Origin of the sequence: Treponema denticola (assembly GCF_024181405.1) — a bacterium.
In the GTDB taxonomy this organism is placed as follows: Bacteria; Spirochaetota; Spirochaetia; order Treponematales; family Treponemataceae; genus Treponema_B; species Treponema_B denticola_D.
Genome location: NZ_CP051302.1, coordinates 480,996 through 496,076, shown reverse-complemented (window position 1 = coordinate 496,076; position 15,081 = coordinate 480,996). Strand labels below are relative to the sequence as shown.

Annotated in this window: 12 protein-coding genes; 6 read left to right on the top strand and 6 right to left on the bottom strand. The window is 41.5% G+C overall.

Going from position 1 to position 15,081, the window contains the following annotated elements; genetic code table 11:
• Window positions 1-49: 49 nt before the first annotated feature.
• The 6 genes from HGJ18_RS02285 to HGJ18_RS02260 form a co-directional block, all read right to left on the bottom strand.
• Window positions 50-1,276: an FprA family A-type flavoprotein gene (locus HGJ18_RS02285; protein WP_253697485.1), complete on the bottom strand. Its 1,227-nt coding sequence runs from the start codon at window positions 1,274-1,276 to the stop codon at window positions 50-52.
• A 105-nt stretch (window positions 1,277-1,381) separates the two neighbouring features.
• Window positions 1,382-2,428, bottom strand: coding sequence for an ABC transporter ATP-binding protein (locus HGJ18_RS02280; protein WP_253697484.1), 1,047 nt, complete (start codon window positions 2,426-2,428; stop codon window positions 1,382-1,384).
• A complete protein-coding gene (locus HGJ18_RS02275) occupies window positions 2,425-3,402 on the bottom strand; it encodes an ABC transporter ATP-binding protein (RefSeq protein WP_253697483.1) in 978 nt (325 codons plus the stop codon). The genes HGJ18_RS02280 and HGJ18_RS02275 overlap by 4 nt, the downstream gene beginning before the upstream one ends.
• Before the next feature lie 12 nt (window positions 3,403-3,414).
• The gene (locus HGJ18_RS02270) at window positions 3,415-4,809 is read right to left on the bottom strand and encodes an ABC transporter permease (RefSeq protein ID WP_253697482.1); all 1,395 of its coding nucleotides are present in this window, start codon (window positions 4,807-4,809) and stop codon (window positions 3,415-3,417) included.
• Window positions 4,809-5,849, bottom strand: coding sequence for an ABC transporter permease (locus HGJ18_RS02265; RefSeq protein ID WP_253697481.1), 1,041 nt, complete (start codon window positions 5,847-5,849; stop codon window positions 4,809-4,811). Before HGJ18_RS02265 ends, HGJ18_RS02270 begins: the two co-directional genes overlap by 1 nt.
• 157 nt (window positions 5,850-6,006) lie before the next feature.
• Entirely contained in the window at window positions 6,007-8,622 is a 2,616-nt protein-coding gene (locus HGJ18_RS02260; protein ID WP_253697480.1) for an ABC transporter substrate-binding protein, read from the bottom strand.
• Between the two features lie 199 nt (window positions 8,623-8,821).
• Here HGJ18_RS02260 and HGJ18_RS02255 point away from each other — a divergent pair, with 199 nt between their 5' ends.
• The 6 genes from HGJ18_RS02255 to HGJ18_RS02230 all read left to right on the top strand — a co-directional run bounded on the left by HGJ18_RS02255 (window position 8,822) and on the right by HGJ18_RS02230 (window position 15,067).
• A complete protein-coding gene (locus HGJ18_RS02255) occupies window positions 8,822-10,597 on the top strand; it encodes an ABC transporter substrate-binding protein (protein ID WP_253697479.1) in 1,776 nt (591 codons plus the stop codon).
• A gap of 79 nt (window positions 10,598-10,676) precedes the next feature.
• Window positions 10,677-11,702 (top strand): ABC transporter permease, encoded by a 1,026-nt coding sequence (locus HGJ18_RS02250; protein ID WP_253697478.1) that lies wholly within the window; start codon window positions 10,677-10,679, stop codon window positions 11,700-11,702.
• A complete protein-coding gene (locus HGJ18_RS02245) occupies window positions 11,703-12,719 on the top strand; it encodes an ABC transporter permease (RefSeq protein WP_253697477.1) in 1,017 nt (338 codons plus the stop codon).
• Entirely contained in the window at window positions 12,716-13,708 is a 993-nt protein-coding gene (locus tag HGJ18_RS02240) for an ABC transporter ATP-binding protein (RefSeq protein ID WP_253697476.1), read from the top strand. The genes HGJ18_RS02245 and HGJ18_RS02240 overlap by 4 nt, the downstream gene beginning before the upstream one ends.
• Entirely contained in the window at window positions 13,701-14,858 is a 1,158-nt protein-coding gene (locus HGJ18_RS02235; RefSeq protein ID WP_253697475.1) for an ABC transporter ATP-binding protein, read from the top strand. The genes HGJ18_RS02240 and HGJ18_RS02235 overlap by 8 nt, the downstream gene beginning before the upstream one ends.
• A 50-nt stretch (window positions 14,859-14,908) precedes the next feature.
• Window positions 14,909-15,067: a hypothetical protein gene (locus HGJ18_RS02230; protein WP_253697474.1), complete on the top strand. Its 159-nt coding sequence runs from the start codon at window positions 14,909-14,911 to the stop codon at window positions 15,065-15,067.
• Window positions 15,068-15,081 lie beyond the last annotated feature (14 nt).

Sequence of the window (15,081 nt, the reverse complement as noted above, 5' to 3'; positions counted from 1 at the left end):
TTTTGGATTTGTCAAATATTTTTTATCATAATAGCTATAGCAAAGATTTTTATCCGTTTTTTACGGCTTTTGCCAATTCCCTGCCTCTTTCTTTTAATATCCGCTTATCCTCATCGCTGATCTTACCCTGCCATTCATGGGATTCGATATTGGTCCACTTAAATTTTTCTATTCTTTCCTCGTATTCTTTTTTGGCTCCTCCTACCCAGCCCCAGCTTCCTATTCGGAATACCTTTTTATTGATAAAGTGTTTTCTTTCAAAGAGGTCAAGGATATGGGCCATGGGCGGGAACATCTTGTACTCATAGGTAGGCATTGCCAATAAAAGACCTGCAGAGCGGTAGGCCTCGCCCAAAATAAAAGTAGCATCCGTGTCGGGAATTCTATAGATAGAATAAGGTATGCCTTCTTCTTCTATGCCTTCAATAACCGCATCAAGACCGTCCTTGGTATAGCCGTACATTGAGCCCCAAATAATACAGATAGTCTTTTCCAACCCGCTTCCGGTACCGGTATTATAATCCGCAAATTTTTTATAAAGCTCTACGATTCGTGAAGGATTTCCCCGCCAAAGCAGACCGTGACTCGGACAAATAAATTTAAGCTCGAGAGCGGCGAGTTTTTCGATTCCTTTGTTTACAAAGGTACTAAAGCTGGCCACAATATTTGCATAGTACCTAAGGGCCTCATTTTCAAAAAATTTAAGCTCATCTTCCGTGTGCTGATCATCGAAGATTTTTTCGCCTATACAACCGTACGAGCCGAAGGCATCGCAAGAAAATAAAATTTTATCGTCAGGGTCATAGGTCATCATTGTTTCGGGCCAGTGGATATTGGGAGTCTCATAAAATACAAGTTTTTTTCCTCCGCCTAGGTCCAAAACCTCTCCGTCTTTTACAGCCCTTACCCCCTCGTTTATCTTAAAAAAGTTTTTGACAAGGGCAGCCCCTTTTGCAGAAGCCAAGATTTCGGCCTTAGGATTTTCTTCCCGTACAAGGTTTATAAGGTCTGCGTGGTCAGGTTCAAGATGGTTTAAAATTACATAATCAAAAGAAGAAAATGAAAGCCCTATGGATTCAAGCTGCTTTCTGTAAGAGTCTACCGAGCCGTCCCAGTCTTTTACTATATCTATAAGAGCGGTTTTTTCTCCCTTTACAACATAAGAATTTATAGAAACGCCGTGGGGCAATAACCATATACCTTCAAAGCGTGCAGTTCTGTCATGTATATCTGCATGAATACAATAAACGCTTTCCGTAAGTTTTTTTGCTTCCATAAAATTGATACCTCCATAAAATAAAAGCTGAGGGTTACAATAGTAACCCTCAGCTTAAATATTACCATAAGAAACGCATTTGCTCAAGAGAACCAAGTCAAGTTTTTAATTTTGCTTTTTCTTAATCTCTTCGGCCTTTCGGCAGGCATGAAAGTGTCCATTTCCTATGTCCATCAACGAAGGTTCTTCCATAGAAGAACATGACTCGTCCGCATAGGGACATCTCGTATGGAAGCGGCAGCCCGAAGGCACATTTGCAGGAGAAGGAATTTCTCCCGAAATGGGGAGTTTTTTAATTACCTCAAGCATTCCCGGTTTGGGTTCGGGAACGGCTTCAATCAGGGCCTGAGTATAAGGATGCATGGGATTATCTATAACATCATCGGCATCCCCCATTTCTACAATACGGCCGAGATACATAACCGCTATTCTGTCGGTAAAATACCTTGCCGTTGAAAGGTCGTGGGTAATATACAGATAGGTTAAACCTAACTTCCTTTGAACCTCCCTCATCATGTGAAGAATTTCCGCACGGGTTGAAAGGTCGATCATCGAAACAGGTTCATCCGCAACTATAACCTCCGGGTTTAGGATAAGGGTTCTGGCCGTAGCTATACGCTGCCTTTGACCGCCCGAAAGCATGTGAGGATAGCGTGTCATAAATTCCTCAGGCGGGTTGAGCTTTACCTCCGAAATAGCCTTGATGATTTTTTCATCATTTTCGGCCCTTGTTCCCTTAATTTTATGGATAATCAGGGGCTCTTCCATTACATCCCGAATTTTAAAACGGGGATTCATAGAAGCATAAGGGTCTTGGAAAATCATCTGAACACGGCGGCGGTAAAAGGCAGTCTTTTCCTTATCGCTGTTCGTAACATCTTCTCCATTGTATAGGATTGTTCCCTCGGTAGGGGTATGAAGCTTCATCGCTATCTTCCCTATCGTAGTTTTACCTGAACCCGATTCCCCTATGAGGCCGAAGATTTCTCCCCTCCTCAGTCGCAAGGTAACATCATCTACAGCCTTTATCTTTTTGGCTGTTCCCTTTGAAAGACTTTGGACTAAACCTTGATGGGGCTCAAAATATTTTTTTATATTAATCAGTTCAAGAACATGGTCATTAGGATCTATCTTTTTTTCGTTATCGCTCATTTTACACACCTCCAGCATGCTACTTGATGTCCCGGTTCAACCTCTATAAGAGGAGGTTCAAGTTCAAAGCATTTATCCATTGTACAATGACACCTCGGATTAAAACGGCAGCCCTTGGGCGGAGAAATAAGGTCGGGCGGTGTTCCCGGAATATAGGAAAGCTCGCTTACCCTCTTCCTTAAAAGAGGTGTTGCCTGTAAAAGTTTTTGGGTATATGGGTGCATGGGCTCCTTACCGTATATCTGATCATTGGTTCCGAGCTCGGCAATTTTTCCCGCATACATAACACAAATCCTATCCGAAATCTCGGCTTCAAGCGACAGATCGTGGGTAATAAATATAAAGGAAAGCTTAAATTTCTTTTTTAGTTCCTTTAAAAGGTTTATAATCTGAGCTTGAACAATAACGTCGAGGGCAGTGGTGGGTTCATCCAAGATAACGAGTTTAGGCTTTAAGAATAGGCCGCTCGCTATTACAACCCTCTGCTTCATTCCTCCGGAAAGCTCGTGGGGATAGCGGTTTAAAACTTCGGGCGGAAGGCCGACATAGCCCAGATACTCTTCCATGAGGTCTTGAGCTTCTTTATCACTCATTTCTTTGTGCTCCCGCAAGGTTTCAAGCATCTGTTTTCCGATTGTGTAAACCGGAGTTAAACTGTTCATGGCTCCTTGGAAGACCATCGAAATTTCCTGCCAGCGTACATTTTTTCTTATCTCTGAATCGGAGAGGGGAACAATATCCCTTCCATTAATTATAATCTGAGAATTCTCCTCTACTCTTCCGGGAGGAGAGGGCATTTTAAGCAGAGCCATACCTGTAGTCGTTTTACCGCAGCCGGATTCTCCTACAAGTCCCAGCGTTTCGCCGGCATGAAGAGTAAAACTCACATCATCCAAGGCTTTTACAATACCTGCGGAGGTGTGATAGTACAATCTCAAGTTTTTTACATCAAGAACTACTTCTTTATTTTCCATATTAAAACCTCCTTACCTTGTCCTGAGTTTAGGATGCAGTATCTTATCCATTGCAAAACCTAGGAATGCAAATATCATACCCAAAAGGGCTATAAAAAGACCGGGAGGAATAATCCACCACCATAAGCCGTTTAAGGTTGCGCCTGAGCTTTGTGCATCATGGAGAATTTGTCCCCAAGTTACAATAGAAGGATCTCCCAAACCTAAAAGTGAAAGAGAGGATTCAAAAATAATGGCTCCCGGAACCGAACTTGCCATAATAGCAAAAGAATACGGCAAAAGAAGAGGAGCGATGTGTTTTAGAATGATTCTCCATTTTCCGGCACCGAGGGCCTTTGCAGCTTCAATATAGGTTTCTTCCTTTATTTGTAAGGCCATTGAGCGGACGGTCTTTACCGAACCTGTCCAACCGAAAATAATAAGGGCAAGGATTATCATCCATATACTCGGTTTAAAAACTGCGGCCGCTACAATCAATATAGGAATAATAGGAACGGACACGACTATTTCAAAGATAAACATCATAATCGTATCAACCGTTCCGCCGAAGTAGGCACTTATAATTCCGTACATAACGCCGACCAAAACGGAAATAATACTTGCAACAAGACCTATTAAAAGAGCCCATTTTAAACCGGCCATAACACCTGAAAATAAATCTCTCTTGTTTAGGTCAGTGCCTAAAAGCCCCGAAACAGCACCTGGAATTATAACGCGAGGATTTTCAATCTTATTGGCAGAGTTGGATGCAACATCTTTGGGTATAACGAATTTAAAAACATATTCGCCCTTTAAAGGCTTTTTATCCCTGTACATAGTCTTTGAAACTTCAGAGAACAACAACTGAACAGGATTTGCGTTTCCCGATGTAGAAGATGCGCCATACGTAGCCGTAAATTGCTGCATTGTGGATTTTGCATCGGTTAAAACCGTAAAGCGGCTGTGATAATCTTTTAAATTTCCTTTTTGAAAAACTCCGAGCTCGATACGCTTTCCATCAGGGCGGATAACATCCATACTCATTATTACATCTCCCGTAAGTTCGGCTCTAAAAATAATGTTATTGGGGTTTCTATCATAATTATAGTTATACTTAAAACTATAAACCTTAGCCTTGCCGAAATGCTCCGATTCTTCTTCCGTAATCTCGGGCTCGGTAAACCGAACCGTCCTAGCCGATTTTTTTGGGCTTAACAATTCCGACCATACCGGAGGAGCGGAAGCAGGGTTATCTTCCCAATAAGAAATGTTATGCCAATTATCGTTTGTTCCCTTAAAGGGCAAGACAATAGGCTCAAGTATAATCAAAAGTACAAGTAAACCTAAAAGAACTATGGCAACAATGCCTATCTTTTCTTTTTTAAAATCATTCCAAAATTCTTTAAATCTATCAACAAAATTTTCCATTATTCCTTGCCTCCGACTTTTATACGCGGGTCTAAGAAACCGTAGACCAGATCAAGGATTATAAGACCTGCTTGATAAAGACCTGTTGTAATGGCCAAATCTCCCATTAAAACAGGTATATCGTTTTGCTGAACGGCAATCCAATAAAGCTGACCTAAACCGGGCCACGAAAAAATACCCTCAAATATTATGCTTCCCGACATTGAGGCCAAAAAGGAGAGCAAAATCATCGTTACCAATGGAGGTGCCGATGTCCTTAAAGTGTGGCCGTGAAGTACCTTCTTTTCGGGGATACCGCGTGCCCTTGCACTCATTATAAAATCTTCCTGCAAGGTACCCAAAACAAGGTTTCGGATAACGTAAGCCGTACTCCAAAAGCCCAAAAATACCAAGGTAAGAATCGGAAGAGCAAGGTGCTGCAGTCTATCAAATACAAACCATATACCTTCCGGCACAGGAATAGAGTTTACTCCTCCCGAAGGAAACAGGGGAATTTTATAAACAAACACAAATATTAAAAGCATGGCTAACCACCAACTGGGCATACCGTAAATGATAAGAGTAATCAAACTTGTTGTCTTATCCAACCGGCTTCCCGGCTTTTGGGCTTTTTTTAAGCCCAAGGCTAAACCAATCAGCGTATTAATCACAAAGGCTGTTGTAAAAAGCAAGAGGGTCCTGGGAATTGCTTCACCAAGTATTTTGATAACCTCTTGAGAACCCGTCAAGGATTTTATCGTTGTCGATTTACCGAAATCAAAGGTTAGAACCCTCTTTGCGTTATGTAAAACACGTTCAACTAAGGGCCTGTCTAATTTATATTGTCTGATAAGGGTCAATTCTTGATCTTTACGCCATGCCATTATCTGTTCGGCAGTCATATTTTTTAGACCCTTTGCTTCAGCACGGACCATTTCCATTATCTGGCTGCGCTGAACCTTTTCATTTATTTGATTAAACAAAAAAGAAAAGATAAAAATAAGAATAGAATATATTACTACACCACGTAAAATACGTTTAAGTGCATACCACTTGTACATAAAAGTCTCCTACAAAATTTAGGCTTTGAGCTCAAGGCACATTACCGCTAAAAACTCAAAATGCCTCAAAGCCCTTTGGGTATCTCTAAAAAACTTGTCAGACTTTTAGAAATACCCCGCTTCAAGGCATTTCGATTCAAATTACAATCTTAAAATCCTATTTAAGTATTGTAAAGCTTACCGAATTTGCTGAGGGCGGCTCATCGGAAATTGAGGTTAATACAACCATTATGTATTCTGCACCCTTTTCAAGTCCGGCTAAGTCCGATGCAGGTACGGTAATAGTGAATTTACCGTCACCTATTGCTTTAGCAGTATAAGTCTTCTCTCCGCCTGAAGGAAGCTGGAGACGTCCTTCAACCTTTCCCTTATCGAGAGGAACTCTTTCTACCTCAGGATATGCATACTTGGAAACGGTTACCTCAAATACGGCATCCTTGTCGGCTGAAGGCGCTACGGGAGCCTTGATATATTGAATCTCGGTAAGGTCCGTTCTAAACATATTCGGGAAGTAGTCGCTCTTATAAGGATACTTATCGAAGTTGGTTAATACAACGGAACTTGTAACAGGATCTATTTTTTCGAACATCAAGGGACCTGTCGTGATATAAGCATTTCCGTATTTTTCGATAAAGGCTATAGAAGCCTTGTATCTTTTAACGGCATAATCTTCATTTACAAAGCCTTTCAACGGATCAGGAATATGCTTTGAAGCAGCAAATTCTTCCAATTTGGCCTTGAGGTCTGCAAGACAATCGGGGTTTTTAACGTTTGCTTCTACACCGCGCTCTCCGCCGTCTTTCGCAAAGTTATAAACCGTTCCGCTCTTTGAGCCGTGTACTACCATTTCTGCCAAGGCTTCATAAATTTCCCAAGGTACGTTTGTTCTTCGGCCCGGGTTGGCAGCCTTTACGCTTAAACCGCCTACACTTATGGCTGTATCTCTCGGAATAGGAGCATGGAAGTAGTTACTGTATGTAGTGATGGATCCGTCCTTATTAAATACTATACCCTTTGTGTTTTTAAGGCTGGGAAGAGTTACGCCGCTTAAAGGAGCATCATAATAGAGGTCTCCATCTCCGTCCTTGATGGCCCACTCATAGGCAAAGGCAAAAGCATAGCGGACATCGTTAAGGTCTACAGGTTCACCGTGATGCCAGTAATAACCGTCTACCAGCTTACCCGTTGCAACAGTTGCAACACTTTGACCGCTCTCGGCAGGAACCCATTTTTTTGAAGCAGTGTCATACATAACGGCTTCTGCAGGAACGGGAATATCACCGCCCATTGCAAGTTCATCATCGCCTTCTTCAGTCTTTTTACCTGTGGCTACGAATTTGGGTGCAAATTTTGCATTTGCAACATCAACAGTTGACATGGCAAATTCGGATTGCCCTACGGCAGGGTTATCAAAGGAAGCTCTATCGGTAACGGTATTTGTAAATGCAGAACTGTAGGTATCGCTAAAGCCTTGTCCGCCTATGGGGTCCCATTCAGACATAAACAAAGAACCTTGTGCCGAGAACTGCAATACACGTAAAACCCTCTTTCCTTTGTAGGGGCCGTCAGCATCCGGCTTAACATCGGCACATCTTATAGTCCAGCCGTTAAAGCCGTCAGAGGTTCCATAGAAAAGGCGGGAATTAAATCTTCCCTTGTTGGCTACATATAAGTCGTTTTGAGAAACAACATAAACACGGACAGCCTCTCCCATTCCGATAGCACACATATCGGTTGTTTCGCTAAAGAATTCTTCGGCAGTCAAATACTGTCCGTATGCGGCTTTTTTACCTAAAACGTCGAGTTTTTCGTTCGAATAATTCCAGAATTCGGCCTCTCCGCCTCCGGGCATATAGCCGTAGAAGGGGCTGTACATCTGGCAAAGGGGAGTTTCCCATGTTACATAGAAACCGCCTGAACCCCAGCCTTCAAGATACATTGTCCAATCATAGTTGGCAGGGTTTCCTCCGTAAACAAGGCTTCCGGCTGTTTTTCGGTCTCGCTCAAAACCTTCAACCGTAATGCCGGCTTTTTCGATCTGAGCATGAATATATCGGGCTGCAGGAAGACGGCCTGTAGGATCGTCAACACGCATTATGGATTTGATTGTAACGGGCTTTCCCTTGTACATCCACTTTCCGTTTTCTTTTACAAGTTTTCCTTTGTTTTCGGCAAGTTTAGAAGCTTTTTGCATAGCATCTTCAATCATGTTGATAGCTTTTTGCTCATCTCCCGTTTCGGTGATACCGAACTTGGATGCCAAGATGTTATAGCGGTATGCTCCGGGAAGACCTACGGTACAGGGTGTGTACATAGGAGAACCTTCACCCAAAAGAAGTTCATCTACCAATTTCTTTCGGTTGATTAACCAGTTAAAGGCATAGCGGACTTCTTTGATGGCAACGGGGTTAAACATTTCCTCTCCCGCTTCCGTCTTCCAAACATAGGGAGCCTTGTTGGGAATGGGGTTAAAGAGAAGAGACCAATAACCTGTAGGAACAGGGTAAACATCTATCTTATCTCTGTCAGCATCGCTTAAACCCGACAAAAGTACGGGCGGAACAGAGGTAAACATAAGGTCTGCCTTTCCCTCAATAACATCTTTTAAGGCAACCGTCTGGTCGGTACTTACGGAGTAGATAACTTTATCCACATAGGTACCGTTCTTTATGGGGCTTTTGCCTCCGGCAGCAGTTCCGCTACCGCCTCCGCATGCAGTAAATACCAAAGCCACTGCAAGCATACATGATAAAAACTTAACAAAACTTTTCATTAAATTCCTCCTGTTGTTTTTATGTGTTAAAAACACTGCATATATTAAAACATACTATTGTGAATTTGTCAAATATTTTTTTTATTTTTTGTATTTTTTTTATTGACATTTTTTTGCCTTAATCTTTACATTTTTATCATTTTATGATATACTGCCCTCCGGTAATTTATCTTACCGACTAAAATATTTGGAGGACACTATGAAAAAACTTATAGTGCTGATTGTAACTTTGTTACTCGCTTTTTCCTTAATCGCATGCGGAGGAAACGGTGCAGCAACAACTAAGACAAACGAAAGACCCTTCGTTGTAGCTTCTGCTGACTTTAATGGAGATTTCCATGCAGGCTGGACAAATTCGTCTTATGATGCAGCTATTAGGGACCTTGTTTGGGCTTTTGGTCTTGTGGTAGACACACCCAAAGGTCAACTCGTCGATTCACCCTTGGTTGCAGAAAAGAAGGTAAGCGATGACCTTAAAACATGGACATTTAAGCTTGTAAAAGGCGCAAAATTCCACAACGGTGAAACTTTAACTGCAAGCGATGTAAAGTTTACTTACGAATTCTACATGGACACAAAGGCTCTCGGAGACACCGGAGCATCTTCAACTATCAACGATTATATTGATACTATTGAAGTTGACGAGGCTTCAAACACTGTAATTTTCCACCTCAAAAAGGCCAACTACACTGTAGACCAAGACGTTTTCGGATACTTCCTGTTTGCCGAAGACACAATCAAGAAGGGAGCAAAGGAAGAAGGACTTACCGTTCAGCAATATGTTAAAAAGAACATCTCAAAGCCCATCGGCTACGGCCCATACAAGATCGCCGAATACAAAGAAGGCGAATATGTTAAATTGGAAGCTTACAAAGATTATCTTGGCAAAGCACCTGCCATCAAAGAGGTAATCGTTAAGGTTGTTCCCAGCGAAACAGAAGTTGATCAGCTCATTCAGGGTGAAGTCGATATGCTTACATATCAGGGACAGGCTGAAAAGATAGATGCCGTAAAGGACAAGCCCGGTTTTGCTTATAACAACTACTATAGACACGGAGGCGGAACAATCGCTCTCCACTGTAACTTTGGTCCTACAGCTCTTACGGAAGTAAGACAGGCCTTTGCCTATGTTCTTAACAGACCGAAAATCATCGAGCTTTTCTTAGGTAAATACGGCATAGCCTCTAACGGTCCATATTCTAAAAACAACTGGTCCTTGTGGGATGATGATGAAGAAAACCTTATCGGTACGGCAGCAGTAGGCAGATTTGAAAGCACATTGATAAACTACGATATCTTGGATAAAGACGGAAAATTCGATGAAGCTGCAAACATTGCAAAAGCTCAAGAACTACTTGATAAAGCAGCTGCACGAACCGACGGAGATTATGCAAAACTTACAGGTAATGCAAAGACAGGTTACCTCTGGGAAGGCAAACCTCTCGATATCAAAATTACTTACTCACCTCAATGGGCAGATACATATAACCTAATCTTTAATGATACTTATGTTTCAAAATTCGGTTTCAAGGTATCGTTAACAGGTCTTGACTGGCCCGTACTGTACGGCCACTGGTCAGGAAATACTCAGGAAGAAAGAACCTATCACGCATTTGTAGGCGGTTTAAGCTATGCTCTAAAATCAAATCCCAAGAGCAGCTACTCAACATCCCTTATCAAGCCGTGGGGTCAGCCCTCAACCAACAACATAATGTTCTCGGGCGGTTCTACCTACACTCCTGCAGAATGGGATCAGCTACTTGACAGCATCGAAAATGCTCACCCTGTAACAGGCAAAAACGAATATAGAACAAATTGGAGAAAATACATAACGGTAATGAACAAAGAAGTTCCCATAATACCTGTTTATTCCAACAATTACTTCGATTTATTCACAGACAAACTCGAAAACTTCCATACAAATGCTTTGTGGAAATGGCAGAGAGCCTTACCTGAAGCAAACTGGAAAAAATAAGCTTTGAGTTAATCTTTTAACTTGTAAGACCTCTGATTTTTTTAACCGGAGGTCTTATTTTTTACTTAAAGGAGATTTTATGGCAAACAATACTGTAAACGGTTCAAAATCATTAGCCGAAATTATCGCTCCGTATATCAAGTATATCTTCAAAAGACTCTTATCTATAATACCTGTCTTGATTGTTATGTCCGTTGTTATTTTTATTTTGATAAATATGATGCCGGGAGATCCAATTATGGCTATGCTTGATCCCGAAAAAACAAAAGTTATGACCAACGAAGAACGGGAATTATATGTAGAAACAATGAGAAAATTTTTAGGCTATGATAAGGGGCCTGTAGAAAGATATTTTTTATGGATTGGTAATACTTTTCGAGGCGAATTCGGTTATTCCGTAAAATACAATAAACCGGTAAACGAATTTATAGGAACATACATTGGAAGATCTTTTAAAATAAATATTTGGGGCTTTCTTTTAGCCTTTTTAATTTCGATTCCGGTAGGAATCACGGCAGCAGTAAAAAAGAACAGTTTTTTTGATAAAACCATAACGGTTCTAACAATAGTAGGTATATCCCTGCCCTCTTTCTTTTTGGCACTGCTTTTAATAATGGTATTCGTTATATTTATGCAAATTTTACCCTTTTCAGGTATGTCGGACCCTCGAGGCATCCTACCTGACTGGCATTATATCATATTACCGGTTACCGTAGTAGTTCTTACCTCCCTTGTAGGACTTATACGCTATGTCCGATCTGCAATGATTGAAATATTAAAATCAGACTATATCAGGACGGCAAGAGCAAAGGGGCTTTCAGAAAAGGTAGTTATATACCGCCATGCCTTTCAAAATGCTTTGATACCGGTTGTTACCCTCATCGGTTTATACATACCCAGCCTTTTCGGCGGTTCTATAGTTGTCGAAAAGATATTTGCTTATCCCGGAATGGGATTACTGATGAATTATGCATACGGCTTTAAGGACAGGGCAGTATTACAGACTGTTCTCTTATTCTTTGGACTTCTTACCCTATTGGGTAATATCTTCATAGATGTAGGATATATGATCGTAGATCCGAGGATTCGGGAAGGAAAGGTTTAAATGGCTCAAGAAGAAAACAAAAATTTCAGCGAAAAAGACGAAGTTATTCTATCCCCGGCACAACAGATAAGAATTAAATTTAGAAACAACAGACTGGCTATGATGGGCTTTTATATGTTCGTTACAATTGTCATCCTTGTTGTAGTAACGCATTTCTATACCAAATTCATAGGCTACGATTTTGCAAAAACCGATCCGGCATTAAGAAATAATCCGCCCTCTTGGGCACACCCATTCGGAACGGACAAGTACGGACGGGACACCTTCATGAGGGTTCTCGAAGGAGGATGGATTTCTTTACAGGTAGGCTTTTTATCTACATTTATGGCCGTAACCATAGGTTTAACTATGGGTTCGATTGCAGGATTTTTCGGTGGCAGGGTTGATAATATTATTATGAGGTTAATAGAAATACTTTCCTCATTCCCCTTCTTGGCCATAGCTTATACACTATCAGCCATATTCAGGGAAAGGCCGCCCGAATTCAGGCTCTATGTAATAGTTATAATACTGGGACTTTTAAGCTGGACAGGCTTAGCCCGATTGATACGTGGGCAAATTCTAGCTTTAAGGGAACAGGAATTTATTGTGGCAACGAGGGCCTTAGGGATAAAAAGGCGTAACCAGATTTTCAGACATTTGGTACCCAACGTATTAGCGACTGTTGTAGTATCTGCAACCCTCACCTTTGCATCATCTATTTTGAGTGAAGCATTCTTGTCATTCTTAAACTTGTCGGTAACCGAACCGATTCCGACCTGGGGTGCCCTTTTATCGAAGGCAGCAGAAAACAGTACAAGCCTTAGAACCTTTTGGTGGATTTGGATATTCCCCGGTGCAATGCTCTTTTTGTTTATTATGAGTATCAACCTCATCGGTGAAGGTCTTAGAGATTCTATTGACCCGAAGGCCGAATATACCACAAAGGCACAACGAAAAGAGGCCAGAGCCCGACGAAAAGAAGAAAAAAAGCTTGCAAAACAGGCTAAGCAAACAGTAAAGGAGGCGGCTGTATGAAAAATTCTCTACTTGAAGTTAAAAATTTACATACATACTTTTTTACAAACAAGGGAACAATAAAAGCCGTTCAAGGTGTAGATTTTACGATAGAAGCCGGTAAAACTTTGGGAATAGTAGGAGAGTCAGGCTCAGGTAAATCCATCACAGCCTTTAGTATTCTCAACCTTCTCGAATATCCGGGCAAAATTGTCCAAGGAGAAATAAATTTCGGCGGAGTAAACCTTGTAAATTTAGGCAAAAAGGACATAAGAAAGATAAGGGGTAACGATATATCGATGATATTCCAAGAGCCCATGACCTCTCTTAACCCCGTTCACAGAATAGGAAGACAGCTAAGCGAGCCCTTAATTCTTCATCAGCACATGTCAAAAAAAGAAGCATGGGCTGCCGCCATCGACCTTTTACGCGAAGTAAAAATCCCTAATCCTGAAAACGTAGTTTATAATTACCCCTTCCAGCTTTCGGGAGGAATGAGACAGCGCGTAATGATAGCCATGGCCTTGGCTTGTGAACCCCGCCTTTTGATAGCCGATGAGCCTACAACGGCCCTTGATGTTACAATACAGGCACAGATCTTTAAGTTGATGAATGATTTAAAGAAAAAGCACAACACGGCGATTATGTTTATCACCCATGACTTGGGTGCCATTGCAGAATTGGCCGATGATGTTGCCGTAATGTACACGGGAGAAATCGTTGAAAGAGCTCCGGTAGACGTTATCTTTGACCGGCAGACTCAATTTTCTCATCCTTATAAGGAAGGCTTGCTTGAATCAATCCCCCTCTTGGATGAAGAAGTAGAATATCTCGCTCAAATTCAAGGAAGTGTACCTCATCCTCTTAAACTTCCCAAGGGCTGCAGATTTTCGACAAGGTGCGAATATGCAACCGAAAAATGCCGAAACGAAAAGCCCGAATTGGTTGAAGTAGAAGAAGGACACTTAATCAGATGCTTTTATCCGAAATCAGGAGGTAGACATGAGTAAGATATTATTGGAAACTCGAGGCCTTAAACAGTATTTTCCTACCGGTAAAACACGGAATGAGAGAAAAACTCTTAAAAGAATAGCCGATGAAGCTCTTAAGGTTTGTGCCGGAATGTTTAATACTAAGGTTGACATGAATCAGCTGATGGACATGCATAAAAGCGGTAAGGAACTCGGCAAGGAGCTGACAGACCTAATTTTGGACTATGAAACCTATTCTGACCTGCACGGTCAAAACTTGTGCGTAATCGCCAATGACGGTATCGACCTCGTTATCCATGAAGGAGAAACCGTAGGCCTTGTAGGAGAATCGGGCTGCGGAAAATCAACCTTGGGACGCACAATCCTAAAACTTTACAAGCCCACAGCAGGCGAAATCTTTTTTGAGGGCGAAAACATTACAAATTATACTGTAACTCAAATGATGCCCCTACGAAAAAAAATGCAGATTATCTTCCAAGACCCCTACTCCTCTCTTAATCCTAAGATGACTGTAGGACAGATTATAGGCGAGGCCTTGCTTGAGCATGGAATGTTCAAAAAGAAAGACCCCGCATATGAAAAATATGTAAAAGAGATAATGAACACCTGCGGCTTGGCAGACTATATGATTTACAGATATCCTCATGAATTTTCAGGCGGTCAAAGGCAGAGAATCGGTATAGCACGGGCTCTTGCATTAAAACCCAAATTCATAGTATGCGATGAAGCCGTTTCGGCCTTGGACGTATCGATTCAGTCCCAGATCATAAACCTACTCAATGACCTGCAAAAGGAATTCCACCTGTCCTATTTGTTTATTTCGCATGACCTTTCGGTTGTAAAGCACATAAGCGATAGAATCGGTGTTATGTATTTGGGAAATATGGTCGAATTTACCGATAAACGCGAAATGTATGCCAATCCTCTTCATCCTTATACAAAAGTCCTTCTTTCAGCCATTCCTGAAACGGACTTAGAGAAGATGAGAACAAAGAGGAGAATCTTATTGGAAGGAGACATTCCGTCCAATATCATTACGCCCACAGGCTGTAAATTCCATACAAGATGCCCCATTGCAAAGGATATATGCAAACGCGAAGTTCCTCAATTTAAGGAAGAAAAGCCGGGACATTTTGTTGCATGCCACTTTAGCGGAGCGGAGCTGTAATGTTTTTTAGAGACCATGAACATAGTTTAAAGTCAAAAAGGCGTCAAGCTATGGAAGAAAATGAAGAATTGAATTATCTGCGGGAAGGAGCAAACCTTGAAAAAGGAGATGTTCCTGCCTTGATAATAGCGGCCCTTACAACCTTGCTGCCCATCGCAGCCGTCATTGTATTAGCCTACTATCTGATATCAAGATTCATTTTCGGCTAGAGACTTAAACAAAA